This window comes from Acinetobacter sp. CAU_H_78 (genome assembly GCF_058599365.1).
The window spans coordinates 70,908-89,120 of the sequence record NZ_CM178652.1 but is presented as its reverse complement, the minus strand read 5'-3'; the positions used below and the strand labels follow the sequence as shown (position 1 = coordinate 89,120).

Here is an 18,213-nt window from a genome sequence, read left to right as displayed (position 1 = left end):
GTTATTCTTCCTTATTATTATTTGAAAATAGTAAAAACGCGGCCAATAAAAACCAAAAAATGAGTGTTCGCGCACTATAAGTTGTAAACCCATATAGCATCGGCCCCAAGAATATCAGCTTGTTTGAAAATGATAATTTTTTAAATATTTGATATAAAAATATTAAAAATAAAGAGATACCGACGATCCCATAATAAAAAAGGATACCTAACCAGGTTGAATGAATTTCGTTTCCTTTCGGATTATATAACCAGTGTGCACCTTGGCCAGCACCAAAAATTAAATATTGAGGATATTCAAGGAAGTTAAAAAGACCTCGTCCTTCCGCCTGGCTGTCTTTTTGATCTAGGGCTTCGACAAAACGCAGAACAACACTATCAAAAGCTCCTAAATGATATAAAAAGTAACTGAGGGTACTAAAAATGACTAATATGCAAAAAAATACAAATATTCTTTTATTCAGATCTCCTTTTTGACTAAATATAAATCCTAAAGTCAGCATTAAGAAGCCAATTGAAGCAGATCTTGACATGGTCAAAAGAATTAAGAATAAAGCTAAAAAATAAACGATTATCTTTTTTAAATTACTTTCAGAAATATATAAAAAAATAGCACAGGTAGTTAAAACCCAAAATGCCATCTGATTGGGGTCATTAAAAAGACCATTGTATCGTGGTTCAAAATTGTAACGACCTAATCCACTTGCCCAGATCGCAATTTCTATTACATAGGAAAATGGAATAAGAAACAGTATTTTTTCATAAAAAAAGTTAACTTGAGAGGAACTCAAATTCATTAATAATAAAAAAAACAACAAGTTAAAGATCCAGTAAATGGTAGAAACCATATAACTAGGATCTAGAACGATCAAATACCAAGCAAAATTTACACAAACTGTATATGCGACAAAGATTAAGGCTACACTTGAGTATTCGATGGTTATTTTTGAGCTACGGCTGAATAATAAAAATATAGCCGCCATAATAAAAAGGTGACTAAATTGTGGAACCCCACTAGACCAAAAATAAAACTGAGATAAGAAAAATGACAGCAAGACAAAGTATATAACCACTTTATCTTTTAAATTAATATCATCTAAAAAAATAATGTTATTTTTTGAATTACTTTCATTTAAAATAATCATTATCCATTCCTTTTATTATTATCTAATGCCTAGAATCAGCAAAAGAAATGATTAATATTTTTATATTACTAACTAAATTATTTGATTAAACATAGTTAAAATATAATTATTTATATAAAATTTTTTAATTATTAAAAATCTTTTTTTATTAAGAGCCAATAAAAAAATCTAAAAAAATCATATGTTAAAATTTCTGAAGGATATTCTTTTAAAATTTTTATCATCTTTTCTAATGATTTCTTTTTAGATAATAGCCCAAGCTCAAATGCATTAATCCATAAAGCTCTTTTTTTTGCTTTATTAAATAAAATATGATGTTGATATTCACTTAGAATCATCATTCTTGAATCGTGCATAAGAGTCGTTTGCTTATGCATATTATTATCATGCAACCTATATTTTGCAAAAAGCACAGGAAGATAGCATAACTCCCCTGCTTGCGCTAAAAGTAGCCACATATACCAGTCTTCTATTTGTACTTCTGCATTGTAGCCATCTATTTTTTTTAAAGCTTGAGTACGGATAAGTTGTGTAGTAGCCGGCAAATCATGTTCTAACAATAAAATCTGATCAAAGGTATAACTTTTCCTTTTTTTAACTCTATTTTTCACAAGATTAGAATCATTATCAATAATTGATACTCCTCCAAATACAGCTATACAGTTCTTATTCTGGCTTAGAAATTTGGTTTGTATTTTTATTTTATCTTTTAAGATTATATCATCAGAAGCAAGGGAGGAAAAATATTCCCCCTGTGCCCATTCTAATGCTTCATTTAGAGTTGCGCTTAAGCCCTTATTTGGACGATGTCTAAACTCAAATCGGGTAAATCGTTTTTCACATAATGGAATTAATTCTTGTATTTTTTCTACTGAAGCATCTGTAGAACCATCATCAATAATAATTAACTCAATATTCTGATAAGACTGGTCAATAACACTCTTGATGCTATCACGTATAAACCTTTCGTGATTATAACTTGGTATAACTATAGAGACTAAGGGTTGTTCACTTATCATCATATTATTCCCTCTTTATTTTAATTGTTTAAATATAAATAAACTGATTACGATCCAATACAGCCCATAATTTATGAGATGAGCAATAGAAACACCTTCGAAACCAAATACTTGAGTACATATATAAGTTAAAGCAATGAGAGACACTGTAAATATAATCTCTGTACAAATATAGAGTTTAGTCATTGCTTTGCTGAGCATTAAATAAGCCAGTATCCAGCTTCCTATCTTCAAGGCATCTCCCATCATTTGCCAAAGAAATAAATCCTGCATAGGGGCAAAAGATGGACTAAATAATAAGTTGATAATCCAATCACGTAGTATGAAAACGCAAATTCCGCCTAGAACAGCAAGTGGAAAAATAAACTTATAGCCTAAATAGACCTCTTTCTTAATTTCATCAATTGCATTTAGTTCTGATAAGCGCGGCAAGTAATACACGCCTAATGTAGTGGTTACAAGCAAAAGATATACTGTGCTTAGACGGATCATCGCTTCCCAATAACCTGCATAAGCCAGACTAAATTCTTGGGTTAAGTAGGCCCGAATTAACATTTGCGATAGCGGCACACAGATCGCACTAACTAATGCCATAAGGATAAACGAAGCAAATTTTTTGGTAATTCCTAAGTCTATTTTTCCTAATAGAGAGGAAAACTCAAACCAGTCTGCTCTATGACAGAGTATTAATGTCACTATAAATGCAATTGACTGATAGATGGATAATGCAATTAAAGCCCCATATAACTGCAGCTTGATTGCCAAAACACCAGTGATCACAAGTGCAAATAAACTACCAGCAATATTTGCAAACACCAGCTTTAAAATTTCTTTTTTTCCATTCAATATGGCTAAAAATAGCGTATTGAAATTGAAAAATATTAAAAAAACAGCAAACCATATAAAAATTGTTTGGTATTTAAGTGATTGAAATATATATAATGCCAGCTGCTTTTGAAAAATAAGTATGAGAATTGCGAAAACGAAACTAAATAGAAAAACAATACTTCCTGCTGTTTTCCAGACCGCACGTTGTTTAGTCTCATCTTCATGATATTCAGCCGTATATTTAACTACGGCGGTATTAATGGCACTACCAGCAAAGGTCGTCACCATTTGAATAAAATTCTGGAATTGGCCGATCGCTGCATATCCAGTGGGTCCTAGATATACAGCCAGAATTTTATTTAGTACAAACATGGTGATGGTTTTAATCAAAACGGCTACACCATTCAGTACACTGGTCCTAAATAGATTCATCTATGCCTGAAAACCATTACATAACTGAACAACCTGCTTTGCTTCATCCATAGATAAAGTGGGTCCAATTGGTAAGCTTAGGACCTCAGCATGAATCTGTTCTGAAACTGGAAAACTTAAGCCATTCCATTCCTGATAAGCCTGCTGCTTATGAGGTGGAATTGGATAATGAATAAGTGTCTGTACCCCGTTTTCTGCTAAATATTGTTGTAATTTTTCCCGATATTTTGTTCTGATCACAAATAAATGCCAGACATGTTGAGCATAAGTCTCGGTATCTATATTTTTGCACGGTAGCTCAATTGCTGGATTGTGAATTTCTTTTAAATATAGATCTGCAATATGTCGACGATGCTGATTCTCCTGATCTAAAAATTTAAGTTTCACATTCAGGATGGCAGCCTGAATTTCATCAAGACGACTATTTACACCCGGTACCAGGTTTTTATATTTTTCATGTGAACCATAATTACGTATAGCTTTAAGCATCTGCGCTAACTCAGCATCATTAGTGGTAATTGCTCCCCCATCACCGAGTGCGCCTAAGTTTTTACCTGGATAAAAACTGAAACCTGCAGCATCTCCCCAATTTCCTGCTTTTTGACCATTTATTTCAGCACCATGACTTTGGGCCGAATCTTCTAAAATTAACAAGTTATACTTTTCAGCAATGCTCATAATTTCTGGCATTGCAGCAAGTTGTCCATATAAATGCACAGGCAAAATTACCTTTGTTTTTGGAGTTATGGCTGCTTCAATTTTCTTGGTATCAATATTAAAAGTCGTTATATCCGGTTCAACCAATACCGGTTTCAGATTATTCTGTGAAATTGCTAAGATACTTGCAATATAGGTATTTGAAGGGACAATGACCTCATCTCCTTCCTTGAGTTTTCCTAATTCTTTCCATGCGCGTAGCGTTAAAATAAGAGCATCCAAGCCATTAGCAACACCTATGGCATATTTTGTCCCACAATAATTTGCAAAATTATACTCAAATTCTTCTAATTCTTTGCCACAGATATACCAACCAGAGTCAATTACCCGAGTGCAAGCTGTAATCATTTGATCACGGTATTGAGTATTTATTGCTTTCAGATCAAGAAAAGGAATCATTCTTATCAATCTCATATAAAAATTTATATTTATTTTTTAATCTCATATTAATTAAAATTAATATACCTATAGTATTTAAATACAATCCTATTTATTTAGTTCATAACCTTTATATTTAAAGCTTGGCTCCAATAAAAATTGTTTTACTTTCTTATTTAGTAGTTTTTCAATAAACCTATACATTAAAAAGCTAGCGATTAGAGTGACAATAAATATAAAAAAGGAAAACAGCATTAAGTCCATATTCAATGAAAATATTTTTCTTATATAATTTAAAATTTGTATTTCCAAAACATGTAGCAAGTAAAAAGAAAAACTGATTTCTCCTGCTAATACCATGTATTTATTTGATAAAAACTGGGTAATTATACTTTTTTTCTGGGCAACATGAGACAGGGCAAAAATTAAAATAATTGCTGCTATAGGCACCCAATAGTAAATTGAATATCTATAACTTATATCTATTTTATTATGAAATAAAAAGAATAAAATAAAAAGTAAAATAGCCCCTAATTCAAATATAACTATAGGTTGCTTAATTTTGGAATAGCCCACATTTACTTTTTCAAAAATATCAAAAAGAATAATACCGAGTAAGAAGTCAGAAAAACGTATATATGGCGAAATATATAACCAATAGTGATCCTGATTTTTATCAAGCTGAATATTTAGAATCAAAATACCTATAAGATATAATATAAAAATATAACTTCTGATTTTTTCAGAAATCAAAAATACAAATGGAAACAGCAGGTAGAAGAACATTTCATCCGAGATACTCCAGGAAGGAGAATTCAATGAGAAATGGATCTCTTCTGATGTAAAAAAGCTTTGTATCAGAAAAACATGCTGAATTAAATATTCCCAACCTTTCCCAGACTGAGCAAAAGTTAATAAAAATACCAGTGCGGTTGTGGCAATATGTACGGGATATATTCTAGCTAGACGAGAAATATAAAATTCTCTTTTTGAAATATTTCCGATTAAAAACTTTTCTTTATAATTGTAGGCTAAGATAAATCCACTCAAAATGAAAAAAAAGCTGACCCCTAAAAAGCCTTCGTCAAAGATACTATTAAAAATATTGGCATAGTCTGTTTCTTTTAGAAAAGCCAAATGACTCAGAAAAACAAAAAGTGCGAAAAACATACGCAATGATGTAAGCGGCTTAATCACGTCATATATCTCCTTGATATTTATTATTATTTTTTAATTCTATCTTTTAAAGCTTCTTCTTTAGCAAGGCCTTCATTCTAATGAATTAATTTTATTATTTAATGATCTGCTCAACCAAAGTCTGGTCTACTTCTTTTAGAAACTGGTCATAATTACGAATGTAATCACTTTCATCATAGTAATCACTTGCCAGTACTAATAGGATGCAATCTTCTGAAAAATCATGTATCTCATGCCAAACCATAGGTGGGATCAATAATCCCTTATTAGATTGAGCAATTAAAACTTCCTGTTTTTCTTTGCCATTATCCATCAGCATTTTACAGCTCCCTTGAATTCCAAAAGCGATTTGCTGAAGTTGCTTATGTGCATGGAAACCGCGTGGAACATCGGGTTGAGCACCAGAAATATAATAAAGTCGCTGTATACTGAAAGGTATATTCCGATTGGCTTCTGCGACGATCAGACTGCCGCGGTGATCTCCTAGGTTAGGTAATTCAATCCACTCAATTAAGTTCATGGTCATTACCCCACCAAAGAAATCAAATATTGACCGTAGCCATTTTTATGCATGGTGTGGCCAATCGCTAAAACTTGCTCTTTACTCAACCAGCCATTGTTCAAGGCGATTTCTTCCAGGCAGGCAACTTTATAGCCTTGACGTCTTTCCAATGTTTCAACAAATTGAGCGGCTTCAAGCAAACTCCCTTGGGTACCTGTATCTAACCAGGCAAATCCACGTCCCAGTAGTTCAACATTTAAATCACCGCGTTCCAGATAAGCCTGGTTAATCGAGGTAATTTCCAGCTCACCCCGTTCAGAAGGTTTGACCTGTTTGGCAATCTGGATGACATCATTGTCATAAAAATATAAACCCGTCACCGCAAAGTTAGATTTTGGATTTTGGGGTTTTTCTTCGATTGAAATTACCCGTTGCTGTTCATCAAATTCTACGACGCCAAAGCGTTCAGGATCTTTCACCTGATAGCCAAATACTGTTGCACCTTTTTGCCGTGCTGCCGCCTGACGTAACATCGGTGTAAAACCTTGACCATAGAAAATATTATCGCCTAATACCAGACATACATTACTTTGACCGATAAATTTTTCACCCAGGATAAAGGCTTGTGCTAGACCATCAGGACGAGGCTGAATCGCATAGCTCAGCTCCATGCCAAATTGTGAACCATCCCCTAACAAGCGCTTAAATCCTTCAATATCTTCTGGTGTGCTGATCACCAGGACTTCACGGATACCTGCCAACATCAATACAGACAATGGGTAATAAACCATTGGTTTGTCATAAATTGGAAGTAACTGTTTTGAGATTCCTTTGGTAATAGGATGCAAACGTGTACCTGAGCCGCCCGCTAAGATAATCCCTTTTGTCGTTCTTAACATTATACTGCCTCCCCTAAACGTTCACGTTGATAAGAACCATCCTGAACACGCTGACACCATTCCAGATTATTCAGATACCATTGCACCGTTTTCCGGATACCTGTTTCAAAGGACTCTTGTGGCTTCCAGCCCAGTTCGCGCTCGATTTTTGAAGCATCAATCGCATAACGCAAATCATGCCCTGGCCGATCGTTAACAAAAGTAATGAGGCTTGCATAAGTTTTTCCCTCCGGACGGGGCTTGAGCTCATCCAGAATTTTACAAATGGTTTTAACCACCTCAATATTCTGTTTTTCATTATGTCCCCCGATATTGTAGGTTTCCCCTACGGTGCCTTCGGTAGCAACCTGATATAAAGCACGCGCATGATCTTCTACAAAAAGCCAATCCCGGATCTGTTGACCATTGCCATAAACTGGCAATGACTTCCCATCCAGGGCATTTAAGATCATTAAAGGAATCAATTTTTCAGGAAAGTGATAAGGACCATAATTATTCGAACAGTTCGTGACTAAGACTGGCAAACCATAGGTTCTATGCCAGGCCCGAACCAAATGATCCGAACTGGCTTTACTCGCTGAATAAGGGGAGCTTGGTGAATAAGGCGTAGTTTCAGTAAATAAGTCTGTTGTACCTTCTAAGTCTCCATATACTTCATCCGTTGAAATATGATGGAACTTGAATCTAGACTTTTTAATCGTAGAAAGGTTTTGCCAATACTTTCGAGCTACTTCTAGTAAGGTGTAAGTTCCCACAATGTTTGTATTTATAAATTCTGCCGGACCATCAATCGAACGATCCACATGAGACTCTGCAGCCAGATGCATAACGATATCTGGCTGAAACTCTGAGAATAATCGGGTTAAAGGTACATGGTCGCAAATATCAGTTTGCGCAAATTGATAACGGGGATGATCCAATACAGAAATCAGTGACTCCAGATTACCTGCATAAGTTAACTTATCAACATTTAATACATGATGTTCCGTCTCGTTGATGAGATGTCGAATGACGGCAGATCCAATAAAACCGGCCCCACCGGTTACCAATATATTCATCACCATTTTGATTATCCTTTAATATTTTTTATTTTACTTTTCACAAATTATTTTTAATGTGTTGTTGCCGTCTAGGCATATCTGTTTTTATTGATTTGTCTATAAGATATATTAATTTTATTACACAAACCACCCATAGAACAGCTAATCATCAAATGTAGTTACATTTTAAAAATCTGGATAATTTTTTTTAAACTTAATCCATCTGATATAGGTTTCAAGTTTTTAGATAATTTTCCACTAATATTAATTTAACAATCACCTAAACTAATTAAATATTATTTTAATTAACAACAGATTATTTTGATTACTATAAAAATAAATTATTTTAAAATCCATTAAAATATAATTGAATATTAAGAAAAATCAATGATCTAAAAAACCTCTAGATTAAATAAAAATTATATGAAAATACTTTTCTATATTAATTTCAGGGCTTAATTCCTTCTATCACTGAAGAACAGTACTTATTTAAAAAATAACAATTGGAAACAATTAATATTCTTATGTCATCTTAAGCAATTCACTATATCTCTACAGCTTATTTAATCACGGTTTCACGTCTATTTTCGTCAATCTTACAGTTAAATTTCAGCTCAGACTTATTAAATTGACTTAAGAATAGCTATAGACAAGGTATGTGATCTATTATATTTTTTAGACGTTAATCACATAAACCGAATTCAAAAAAATTAATAATTATTAATAAATACCAATTCTGAACATATAAAAATAAAGGGGTTTCAAGTGAACTATAGACACCTTTTAGGTACTTTTACCTTAAGCCTATCTCTGGTTGGATGTGCAGCAACATCCGGCTTTCAAACGTATGATTTACCGACAGAAGGAATCTATCAAACTGAACTGGGAACTCCAGTCAATCTGGTGAAACTGACTCAGGATACATTACCTGTAGTACAGTCTGCGCAAACGCATAATCTCAGTCATTATACTCCTCTCTTTCAGACTGAGGTGCAGGATTACCGCTTGAATCCAGGAGATATTTTATCTTTCCAGTTATGGGCTTATCCTGAAATTAGTGCAGTTCCTACAGCTAGTGACAATAACAATGGTTATCAGATTGACCGGAATGGTTATATCCAGTTTCCATTTATCAATCGTTATAAAGCAGCCGGAAAAACCCTTCCACAAGTGAATCAGGAAGTACGACGTCTGTTAATTCCTTATTTGAATAATCCAGATGTGGTCGTGAGAGTGATTTCCTATCAGGGACAGCGTTATTCAGTAGTAGGGAATGTGAAATCAGCTGGACAATTTTATCTGACTGATCAGCCGGTAAGTGTGTATACGGCGCTGGGCCTGGCTGGCGGGATTAATGAGCAAGGTGATTCCACTTCAATCCAGCTCGTACGCCAAGGAGTGACCTATGATCTGAATACGATTGCTTTGGAAAAAGCGGGTTATTCCTTGCATAAGCTACTGATTCAACCCAATGACACGCTGTATATCAGTCCTCGGGAAAACCAGAAAATCTATGTCATGGGTGAAGCCGGCACCAATAAACCATTACCTATCCGTGATCAGGGCATGACACTCGCTGATGTACTGGGTGAAAGCGAAGGGATTAATCCATATTCTGCCAATCCGAGTCGAATTTATGTCTTGCGTGGCAATTCTGACAACAAGATGACTGAAATCTATCACTTAAGTCTAAAAAATCTGGGAGATTTTGGTCTGGCTAAACAGTTCAAGATGAATAGTAACGATATTGTCTATGTTGATGCTACCGGTCTGACCCGTTGGGAACGTGTAGTGAGCCAGATTCTTCCATTTTCATATGTCGCTGGTTCAGCTATACGATAGGTGAAAGTATGAAAATTAAAAATCTTTTAGCAATCTGTTTTGGACATGTTGATCATCAATCAATAGCTAAACATTTATTTATAATATCTACCCGTATTTTCAGATTAAATCTATAAGGTTGGGTCATTGAAATAATGACCGGGACTAGCAATAAAAACACTATTTTTAATTCCTCCATGGACTTCACCTGCAACTCCATGGTGCTCAAAAACCGAATATGAAACAGATTAAATTAAAGACAACATTATTCTGATCATAATCAGAATGTCTGGTCTTTAGCGGACTCGACATACTCAGAGAGGATAAAAAAACAGAATATTGAGGATCCTTTCTCGCAGGGGCAGCAAGTCATTGATGCCGTTTTGGGTTAATTCAAAACGGCATCAATGACTGGAAAAATCACTTTTAAACTTTTAGATAGTAAAATTATGAACAAAAATAACAATACCGATAATATGATTGACCTAAAAGGGGTGTTCTTTTCCCTGCTCGCGCAATGGAAGCTCATCCTGCTATGTGGTTTGCTCAGCCTGATTGTAGTGCTGCTTTACATACGTACCGCAGCGATTAACTATAAGGTTGATGCAATCGTCCAGGTCGAAGAAAGTAGAGGCTCTTCAGCTGCTTTACTTGGTAGCCTATCCAGCATTGTGAGTCAGATGTCTTCATCCAATGCCGAGATTGAGGTTTTAAAATCACGTACGATTCTCGAATCCGTAATTGACCGTTTAAATCTGGATCTGCATATTGCCAGCACCGAAGACTCTTTTATTAACCGTTTGATTCAAGGCAGAACTTCTCAAACTGAATATCAGACCGAAACTGTACGCTTTAAAGATGGTCAAAAAAGTTTTGATATCCGTCAGTTTGAAGTCCCTGTAGCTTATCTGGATAAAAATCTGCTGCTGAAATTTCAACAACAGAGCTTTAGCCTGATCAATCCACTGACCGAAGAAATCGTCTTTCAAGGCGCATTAAACCAGCCGGTTGAGGCTAAAGCTGCACAGGGTGACTGGAAAATTGCCATCTTTACTCAAGATAATCTTGATAACAGCTATCAGGTGAAAAAGCTCTCATTGCCTGCAGCGATCGATTCTATTCTTGCCAATTATACGATTACAGAAAAAGGTGATCTGAGCGGCGTTTTGCAACTTCGCTATCAGGGTCAAGATAAACAGCACATTACTAAAGTCCTGAATACGATTTTAGCAGTTTACAGCCAGCATAATATTACACGCCGTTCAACAGACACTGCACGAACACTGGCTTTCCTGGATGAACAATTGCCTGATCTACGGAAACAGCTTGATGATGCAGAGTTTGCCTTCAATCGCTTCCGCCAAAAATATAATACTGTTGATATCACCAGAGAGTCAGAATTATATTTAAATCAAAGTGTTAATTTAGAATCACAAAGAGCTCTACTTGAACAGAGACAGGCGGAAATAGGTGCCAAGTATGCAGCTGCCCATCCAGCCATGCGTGAAATTACCGCCCAACTTCGCGTAGTGAATGGCAAGATTCGTGAATTGAATTCAACACTTAAAAATATTCCAGAGATTCAACGCCAGTATTTACAACTATCTCGTGATGTTGAGGTGAAACAGCAACTGTATACCAATCTAGTAAATTCTTATCAGCAACTGAGTGTTGCTAAAGCAGGTGAAAGCGGTAATGTTCATATTATTGATACCGCACTTGAGCCAGTTGACCAGATTCAACAGAAACAGCCACTGATTTTATTTTTAACCTTCTGCTTTGGTATTTTCCTGGGCATCCTGGTGGCATTATTCCGTAACATGTTACGGTCTGGTGTGAAAGATAGCAGTCAGATCGAATACCAGCTGGATCTTCCAGTCTATGCCAATATCGCTCACTCTACTGTTCAGAAGCCTGGCCTGAAATTACTGAAAAAGAAAAAAATGCCTTTCTTATTGGCACTGAAACACAGTGATGATATGGCAGTTGAAAGCTTAAGAAGCATTCGTACAGCGAGCCACTTTGCCCTGACTCAGGCTAAAAACAATATCATGATGATTTCAGGGCCAGCACCAAAAGTTGGAAAATCTTTTGTTTCCAGCAATCTGGCAGTCATCATGGCAGAGAAAAATAAGCGTGTACTGATCATTGATGCAGACCTGCGCCGTGGTCATATACACAAATATTTTAATCTGGATAACCAGTATGGATTAACTGAATATCTGAATGAACACGTATCTTTGGATAAAGTGGTACAAACCACCAATGTGCCGAACTTAAATGTCATCAGCTGTGGTGAAAATGCAACTAATCCAGCCGAGCTTCTAAATTCAGAACGCTTCCAGGAATTGTTGCAAAAACTGATTCCACACTATGACCATATCATTATTGATACTCCACCGGTACTGGCTGTTACGGATGCGATCATTGTATCCCGATACGTCGGACTCAATCTGGTTGTGGCGCGCTATGCAAAAACCCAGATGAAGGAACTGGCACTTACAGTAAACCGCTTTAAACAGGCTGGTAGTACTGTTAATGGTCTGATCCTAAATGATATCCAGCGTTCAGCAGGTGGCAGCTATAGCTATGATTATACGTATAGTTATAAGCCGAAAGCTAAAACCAGCTAATCTGATAGCTCCCAAAAAACCAGCAATCATTGCTGGTTTTTTCTTTTTTGAGTCGTACCAAATGCAGGTATTCACTTGCTAAAAAACCACCCGTTCTACAAGATTTCTTAAAATTTTCTGCTAAGATGGACTGAACCTCAACGATAACATTAGATTGGACAAATACATGAGTAAGGCCTTACCGATTGCCGTCGCTGTTCTTTTAGGCGGTGCCGCGCTAGTACCTGTTTACTATGCAACTCAAAACCCTGCTACTCAAACTACAAAAGCATCTAAAGATGCCTCTGCTGTCTCTAAAATCAGCTATGCACTCGGTTATGAAGTGGCGCATCAGACTCCTCCTGAGCTGGACATTAACAGTTTTGTGACCGGTGTACGTGAAGGACATGCGCGTTCTGCACCTGCCTATACGGAAGAAGAATTACAGGCAGCTTATGAGCAGTTCCAGAAAGAAATGCAACAAAAGCAGCTTGATAGTGCAAAACAAGCTCAAGCTTCAAGTGATACTTTCCTGACTGAAAATGCGAAAAAAGCAGGCATTAAAACAACTGCTTCCGGTTTACAGTACCAAGTCACTAAAGAAGGTACAGGTAAACAGCCAAAAGCCTCTTCAATTGTGAAAGTACATTACACCGGTAAACTGGTAGATGGCACTGTATTTGACAGTTCAGTAGAACGCGGTGAACCGATCGAGTTTCCATTAAATCAAGTCATTCCAGGCTGGACTGAAGGTCTGCAGCTGATGAAAGAAGGCGGTAAGGCAACTCTATATATTCCGTCAAATCTGGGTTATGGTGAACAGGGCGTTCCTGGTACGATTCCTCCGCATAGCACTTTGATTTTTGATGTGGAATTAATCGAAGTAAAATAATACAAATAGGGAGAGCGATCAGCTCTCCTTTATTTTTGAGAATTGATAATGAAAATACAAATCAGTTTAATGGTTTTGCTGCTCAGTTCAGGCAGCCTTTTTGCTAAAGAGATCAATAATACAAGTAGTGAAGCTGAGAAGATTGGCTACAGCTTTGGTTATCTGATGGGTCGCAGTAATGCAGACACTTTAAAGGATCTTGATTTAGATGCATTTAGCCAGGGCTTAAAGACAGCCGCTGCTGGACAAAAATCCAGTTTAAGTGATGAAGAAATGACACAAGTGCTGACTCAGTATAAACGTCAAAGTGATGCCAAAGAACTGATTGTGCTGAAACAGAAAGCTGAAGAAAATGCCAAAGCTGGCAAAGCCTTCTTGCAGGAAAATGCCAAAAAGCCCGGCGTTAAAACCACCAAATCTGGTCTGCAATACCTGGTGCTGAAAGAAGGTAAAGGGAAATCACCAAGTGCTAACAGTAATGTCCGCGTGCATTATGAAGGTCGCCTGATTGATGGTACCGTTTTTGACAGTTCGATTGCCCGCCAGCAGCCAGTCGATTTCCGTACCACCCAGGTGATTACTGGCTGGACAGAAGGCTTACAGCTCATGAAAGTCGGTGCTAAATACCGTTTCTTTATTCCTGCTGATCTGGCCTATGGACAGATTGGTTCGGGAGATATTATTGAACCAAATAGTACCCTGATCTTTGATATCGAACTACTGGAAATTATTAAATAAAAATTCCTTTAATTTTAAAAATTAAAAAGAGAGGCAAATTATTTGCCTCTCTTTTTTTGTACTGATGAGAAACGAATTAGTTGGAGCTTTTCATGTATATTCATAGCAGTTTTGCTATTTTATAGTTTAATCAAAATATTCAACAACAATAGAGGACTTCAGCATGGCAGCAATCAAGACCCGCGAAATTCAATATACTGCTGAGGATGGCAGCACTTTGATTGGTTATTTTGCCGCACCAGAAACTGATGCACCTGTGGCAGGTGTTATTGTGGCACCCGAATGGTGGGGCCGCAATGACTATACTGAACAGCGTGCCCGTGAACTGGCGGAACATGGATATGCAGCGCTGGCAATTGATATGTATGGTGACAAGAAAGTGACCGCCAACTCTGATCAGGCCTATCAATGGATGATGCAGACGTTTGAAGATCCGGACACTATTGTGAACCGTGCGAAAGCTGCTTTAGATACTTTGGCGGCACAGGATGAAGTCAATCCGGAAAAACTGGCTGCGATTGGTTTCTGCTACGGCGGTAAAGTGGCTCTGGATCTGGCTCGCTCAAATGCACCGTTAAAAGCTGTGGCTACTTTCCATGCAAACCTGTCTCCTAAAGCACCTGCACAAGAAGGCCAAGTACAGGCAGAAATTCTGGTTCTACATGGTGAAAAGGACAGTATGGTCAGTCTGGATGATGTCGCCAGCTTTAAAGAAGAAATGCAGGCGGCTAAGGTCGAGCATAATGTGATTGTATTTGAAAATGCCAAGCATGGATTTAGCAACCCGCTTGCGGATGAGCGCGCCAAGGCCAATGGTGTCGATTTGGGCTACAATGCTGAAGCAGAGAAACAAAGCTTGGCTGCCATGTATGAATTACTGGCACGACAACTCGCTTGATAACAGATAAATTGATCCGGCTCATGATCGAGCTGGGTCATACATGAAAAAAATAAATTCAATGAAAGGAGCCAATATCATGACTGAAAATAACTGCCCGTACTGTAATTTTGACGAATACGATATTCTGGCTAAAAATGATTTTGCTGTCGTGTTACCTGAACCCAACTCGCTGTCCAAAGGACATTATGTAGTTACTCCATTACGTCATGTGGCGTCATTTTTTGAAATCACAGATAAAGAACGTAAAAGTATGATGTCCTTACTCGAACAGGCTCGTAATGAACTGCAATTACGCTATCAGCCTTCCGGTTTTCATGTCGGGTTTAATGATGGCGAAGTATTTCAGGAAAAATCAGAACATTTACACATTCATATAATCCCGCGTTATGAAGGCAAAGTATTAAAGCTAGATGCACGCTGGGGCATTGAAGAATAAGAATTTAATTTTTTGCTGAGTGAATGCTTTTTGAAGTGTTCACTTGTCCCTTCTATTTATTCATTTTTACTCTTTTTCAGTCTTGCTGTTTTAGCAGACTTTTCATCTTTTAGCTGGGTCTCTTCAGTTATACTAGGCCTCGTTTTTCAGTTCGTTCTATCTTCATGTTTGTATTTTCAGATGCCCTTTTAGAATGGTTTGATGTGCATGGCCGCCATGATTTGCCGTGGCAAGTGGCTGATGATTCCTATAAGGTCTGGGTCTCTGAAATTATGCTACAGCAGACTCAGGTCAAAACCGTGCTGCAATATTTTGAGCGGTTTATTCAGCGTTTTCCGACGGTACAGGACTTAGGTACAGCTTCTTGGGATGAAGTCGCACCCTATTGGGCGGGGCTGGGCTATTATGCTCGTGCCCGCAATTTGCATAAGGCAGCCGGTATTGTGGCAAGTCAGGGCCATTTCCCGACGAGCCTGGAAGAATGGATCGCCCTGCCCGGCATTGGCCGCTCAACCGCTGGAGCCTTAATGTCTTTAGGTCTACGCCAGTACGGCGTGATCATGGATGGCAATGTCAAACGGGTGTTGGCACGGTTTTTTGCGATCGAAGATGATCTGTCTAAACCGGTTCATGAACGTGCCTTGTGGGAGCTTGCTGAACAATTATGTCCGGTTGAGCGGAATCATGACTATACCCAGGCGATTATGGATCTCGGTGCGACCGTCTGTACTCCTAAAAAGCCTTTATGCCTGTATTGTCCGATGCAGCAACATTGCAAGGCACATCAGCAGGGTCTGGAAAATGAATTGCCCTTTAAAAAAGCCAAAAAGCCGGTACCGGTCAAAGCAGCTCAAGTGCTGTTGATCCAGTCAGGTGATGAATGGCTATGGCAACAGCGTCCTAATAGTGGTCTTTGGGGCGGGCTTTGGTGTCTGCCCATTATTGAAGACACTCATGCATTTGAACAACTGTGCCAGCAACTCGGTCTGAAAAATCTCGTACAAAAAGCCCAGATCAGCCACAGTTTCACCCATTTTACCTGGCAGCTTGAAGCCATGGTTTTTGCAGTCGATGAAGATCAGCAGGAACATCTGGCGATTGAGTTACAAGGCATCTGGATGAACCCGGAAACTGCAGTCAATGCAGGTATTCCAACCGCCATGAAAAAATTGATTTCTACCGTAAATTTATGACATAGTCTGGAACAAGAAGAATCATACTGGCCTCATTTAAGGATAAATATTTTGCGCCATTCTCTTGCGTTTGTCGGACTTTCTTTGGTGATGTTATTTCTGGTGGCGTGTAATAGCGCACCGAAACATCCTTCTGCGGTTCAGCTTAATCCGGCACTGGTCAAAAAACTGAATCATATGCGTATGCCCTCTTCTCTGCCGATTCCGGTAGATCGGGTCCAGGCTCGTGAATTGAAAGATACTTGGGGAGCTTCGCGTAGTAGTGGCCGTTTGCATGAGGGCATTGATATTCTGGCTCCACGTGGAACCAAGGTTCGCAGTGCGACGCCTGGTCTGATCGCGGATTTACGGAATAACAATTTGGGTGGTAAAGTAGTCTGGATTCTGGGTCCAGGTGGTGCCTGGCATTATTATGCACATCTGGATGGTCATAAGCGTGGCCTGAAAGTTGGTGACTATGTCAAAAAGGGCGATGTCATTGGTTATGTCGGTAATACTGGCAATGCCCGGCATACCGCGCCACATCTGCATTATGGTCTCTATTTAAGTGGTAAGGGCCGTGGTGTTGTTAACCCCTATCCATATTTACGTTAATTTTAGGAAGTTTACATGTCAGAAGCGTTGATCAACCGTCTGGTCGAATTTGCTGAATCAGGCAATCAACAGAAAATCGTGCTCAATGGCCAGACCTATCAGGGCTGGATCATGGAAATTACCGAAGAGGCGCTTCTGATCAGTACTGGTTATGCCGATAAAAGTGGTAAGGATATGTGGATCCAGTTCAGTGATCTGCAGCAGGCAGAACTCTCCTACTGGGACAATCAGCAAGATCAGTGGACGACATTTAAATTATAAGATAATCAAAAAAGGAGCATCCCTTGACGATCCAACGCTGTGGCTGGTGCTCTGATGATTCTCTGTATACTGCTTACCATGATCAGGAATGGGGACAGGCGCTGCATGATGAAAAACGCCTATTTGAAATGCTGTGTCTGGAAGGCCAACAGGCCGGTTTAGCCTGGATTACCGTACTCAGAAAACGTGAATCTTATCGCAAACATTTCTTTCAATATTCTATTGAAACCATCGCCGCATTTACAGATGAGCAACTCACCGCAAAACTGCAAGATGCTAGTCTAATCCGGCATATCGGTAAACTGACTGCAATTCGCGATAATGCTCGGGCCTGGCAACAGCTTAAATCTCAAGAAATTGATGTGGTCACATTGTTGTGGGCCTTTGCCCAGCAGCCCCGGTTAAATAATGATGTTGCAGATTATCGCCAGGCTCCGACACAAACCGTTGAAAGCCAGAACATGTCCAAAGCCTTAAAAAAAGCAGGCTTTAAGTTTGTCGGTCCTACGATCTGTTATGCCTTTATGCAAGCAGTCGGCATGGTCGATGACCATGAAAATCACTGTCACTTTAAAACAATATCCTCCCATTCAAATAAGAGCTGAATCT

The 18,213-nt window shown here is 38.2% G+C and carries 18 protein-coding genes; 10 read left to right on the top strand and 8 right to left on the bottom strand.

Annotated elements, in window-relative coordinates:
• Window position 1: 1 nt before the first annotated feature.
• The 8 genes from AC4MCD_RS00390 to rfbB all read right to left on the bottom strand — a co-directional run bounded on the left by AC4MCD_RS00390 (window position 2) and on the right by rfbB (window position 8,174).
• Window positions 2-1,144 carry an O-antigen ligase family protein gene (locus AC4MCD_RS00390; RefSeq protein ID WP_491876354.1) on the bottom strand — a complete coding sequence of 381 codons (1,143 nt, stop codon included), beginning with the start codon at window positions 1,142-1,144 and terminating at the stop codon, window positions 2-4.
• A 131-nt stretch (window positions 1,145-1,275) separates the two neighbouring features.
• Window positions 1,276-2,166, bottom strand: a complete 891-nt coding sequence (locus AC4MCD_RS00385) for a glycosyltransferase family 2 protein (protein ID WP_491876353.1) — start codon at window positions 2,164-2,166, stop codon at window positions 1,276-1,278.
• Window positions 2,167-2,178: 12 nt separating this feature from the next.
• Window positions 2,179-3,423, bottom strand: a complete 1,245-nt coding sequence (locus AC4MCD_RS00380; protein WP_491876352.1) for an O-antigen translocase — start codon at window positions 3,421-3,423, stop codon at window positions 2,179-2,181.
• Window positions 3,424-4,539 carry a DegT/DnrJ/EryC1/StrS family aminotransferase gene (locus AC4MCD_RS00375; protein ID WP_491876351.1) on the bottom strand — a complete coding sequence of 372 codons (1,116 nt, stop codon included), beginning with the start codon at window positions 4,537-4,539 and terminating at the stop codon, window positions 3,424-3,426.
• A gap of 87 nt (window positions 4,540-4,626) precedes the next feature.
• On the bottom strand, window positions 4,627-5,715 hold the full coding sequence (locus AC4MCD_RS00370; RefSeq protein ID WP_491876350.1) for an acyltransferase family protein: 1,089 nt from the start codon (window positions 5,713-5,715) through the stop codon (window positions 4,627-4,629).
• Between the two features lie 94 nt (window positions 5,716-5,809).
• Window positions 5,810-6,235 carry a sugar 3,4-ketoisomerase gene (locus tag AC4MCD_RS00365; protein WP_491876821.1) on the bottom strand — a complete coding sequence of 142 codons (426 nt, stop codon included), beginning with the start codon at window positions 6,233-6,235 and terminating at the stop codon, window positions 5,810-5,812.
• Window positions 6,236-6,240: 5 nt separating this feature from the next.
• Window positions 6,241-7,116 carry a glucose-1-phosphate thymidylyltransferase RfbA gene (gene rfbA, locus AC4MCD_RS00360; protein WP_104426847.1) on the bottom strand — a complete coding sequence of 292 codons (876 nt, stop codon included), beginning with the start codon at window positions 7,114-7,116 and terminating at the stop codon, window positions 6,241-6,243.
• Window positions 7,116-8,174: a dTDP-glucose 4,6-dehydratase gene (rfbB, locus tag AC4MCD_RS00355; RefSeq protein ID WP_491876820.1), complete on the bottom strand. Its 1,059-nt coding sequence runs from the start codon at window positions 8,172-8,174 to the stop codon at window positions 7,116-7,118. The genes rfbA and rfbB overlap by 1 nt, the downstream gene beginning before the upstream one ends.
• Before the next feature lie 747 nt (window positions 8,175-8,921).
• Between rfbB and AC4MCD_RS00350 the strand changes: the two genes are divergently transcribed.
• From AC4MCD_RS00350 to AC4MCD_RS00305, 10 genes are all read left to right on the top strand, one after another.
• Window positions 8,922-9,998, top strand: coding sequence for a polysaccharide biosynthesis/export family protein (locus AC4MCD_RS00350; protein ID WP_179992915.1), 1,077 nt, complete (start codon window positions 8,922-8,924; stop codon window positions 9,996-9,998).
• A gap of 428 nt (window positions 9,999-10,426) precedes the next feature.
• A complete protein-coding gene (locus AC4MCD_RS00345) occupies window positions 10,427-12,610 on the top strand; it encodes a polysaccharide biosynthesis tyrosine autokinase (RefSeq protein WP_491876349.1) in 2,184 nt (727 codons plus the stop codon).
• Between the two features lie 166 nt (window positions 12,611-12,776).
• The gene (gene bamJ / locus AC4MCD_RS00340; RefSeq protein WP_125279709.1) at window positions 12,777-13,481 is read left to right on the top strand and encodes a BamJ family beta-barrel-assembly machinery protein; all 705 of its coding nucleotides are present in this window, start codon (window positions 12,777-12,779) and stop codon (window positions 13,479-13,481) included.
• A gap of 48 nt (window positions 13,482-13,529) precedes the next feature.
• Entirely contained in the window at window positions 13,530-14,219 is a 690-nt protein-coding gene (gene bamJ / locus AC4MCD_RS00335; RefSeq protein ID WP_005233205.1) for a BamJ family beta-barrel-assembly machinery protein, read from the top strand.
• Between the two features lie 163 nt (window positions 14,220-14,382).
• Complete coding sequence (locus tag AC4MCD_RS00330; RefSeq protein WP_491876348.1) at window positions 14,383-15,117, top strand: dienelactone hydrolase family protein; 735 nt, start codon at window positions 14,383-14,385, stop codon at window positions 15,115-15,117.
• A 79-nt stretch (window positions 15,118-15,196) separates the two neighbouring features.
• Complete coding sequence (locus AC4MCD_RS00325) at window positions 15,197-15,556, top strand: HIT family protein (protein WP_005233203.1); 360 nt, start codon at window positions 15,197-15,199, stop codon at window positions 15,554-15,556.
• Between the two features lie 164 nt (window positions 15,557-15,720).
• Window positions 15,721-16,749 (top strand): A/G-specific adenine glycosylase, encoded by a 1,029-nt coding sequence (mutY, locus tag AC4MCD_RS00320; RefSeq protein ID WP_491876347.1) that lies wholly within the window; start codon window positions 15,721-15,723, stop codon window positions 16,747-16,749.
• 90 nt (window positions 16,750-16,839) lie between these two features.
• A complete protein-coding gene (locus tag AC4MCD_RS00315) occupies window positions 16,840-17,343 on the top strand; it encodes a M23 family metallopeptidase (RefSeq protein ID WP_419375119.1) in 504 nt (167 codons plus the stop codon).
• A 15-nt stretch (window positions 17,344-17,358) separates the two neighbouring features.
• Entirely contained in the window at window positions 17,359-17,604 is a 246-nt protein-coding gene (locus tag AC4MCD_RS00310) for a hypothetical protein (protein ID WP_004780440.1), read from the top strand.
• 23 nt (window positions 17,605-17,627) lie between these two features.
• The gene (locus AC4MCD_RS00305; protein WP_491876346.1) at window positions 17,628-18,209 is read left to right on the top strand and encodes a DNA-3-methyladenine glycosylase I; all 582 of its coding nucleotides are present in this window, start codon (window positions 17,628-17,630) and stop codon (window positions 18,207-18,209) included.
• Window positions 18,210-18,213: the final 4 nt, after the last annotated feature.

Excerpts from the sequence above, each read along its gene's own strand:
- bamJ (WP_005233205.1), top strand. The coding sequence starts at position 13,530 with ATGAAAATACAAATCAGTTTAATGGTTTTGCTGCTCAGTTCAGGCAGC.
- AC4MCD_RS00310 (WP_004780440.1), top strand. The coding sequence starts at position 17,359 with ATGTCAGAAGCGTTGATCAACCGTCTGGTCGAATTTGCTGAATCAGGC.
- AC4MCD_RS00375 (WP_491876351.1), bottom strand. The coding sequence starts at position 4,539 with ATGATTCCTTTTCTTGATCTGAAAGCAATAAATACTCAATACCGTGAT.
- rfbA (WP_104426847.1), bottom strand. The coding sequence starts at position 7,116 with ATGTTAAGAACGACAAAAGGGATTATCTTAGCGGGCGGCTCAGGTACA.
- AC4MCD_RS00365 (WP_491876821.1), bottom strand. The coding sequence starts at position 6,235 with ATGAACTTAATTGAGTGGATTGAATTACCTAACCTAGGAGATCACCGC.
- rfbB (WP_491876820.1), bottom strand. The coding sequence starts at position 8,174 with ATGAATATATTGGTAACCGGTGGGGCCGGTTTTATTGGATCTGCCGTC.
- AC4MCD_RS00385 (WP_491876353.1), bottom strand. The coding sequence starts at position 2,166 with ATGATGATAAGTGAACAACCCTTAGTCTCTATAGTTATACCAAGTTAT.
- mutY (WP_491876347.1), top strand. The coding sequence starts at position 15,721 with ATGTTTGTATTTTCAGATGCCCTTTTAGAATGGTTTGATGTGCATGGC.
- AC4MCD_RS00330 (WP_491876348.1), top strand. The coding sequence starts at position 14,383 with ATGGCAGCAATCAAGACCCGCGAAATTCAATATACTGCTGAGGATGGC.
- AC4MCD_RS00345 (WP_491876349.1), top strand. The coding sequence starts at position 10,427 with ATGAACAAAAATAACAATACCGATAATATGATTGACCTAAAAGGGGTG.
- AC4MCD_RS00325 (WP_005233203.1), top strand. The coding sequence starts at position 15,197 with ATGACTGAAAATAACTGCCCGTACTGTAATTTTGACGAATACGATATT.
- bamJ (WP_125279709.1), top strand. The coding sequence starts at position 12,777 with ATGAGTAAGGCCTTACCGATTGCCGTCGCTGTTCTTTTAGGCGGTGCC.
- AC4MCD_RS00390 (WP_491876354.1), bottom strand. The coding sequence starts at position 1,144 with ATGATTATTTTAAATGAAAGTAATTCAAAAAATAACATTATTTTTTTA.
- AC4MCD_RS00315 (WP_419375119.1), top strand. The coding sequence starts at position 16,840 with ATGTTATTTCTGGTGGCGTGTAATAGCGCACCGAAACATCCTTCTGCG.
- AC4MCD_RS00380 (WP_491876352.1), bottom strand. The coding sequence starts at position 3,423 with ATGAATCTATTTAGGACCAGTGTACTGAATGGTGTAGCCGTTTTGATT.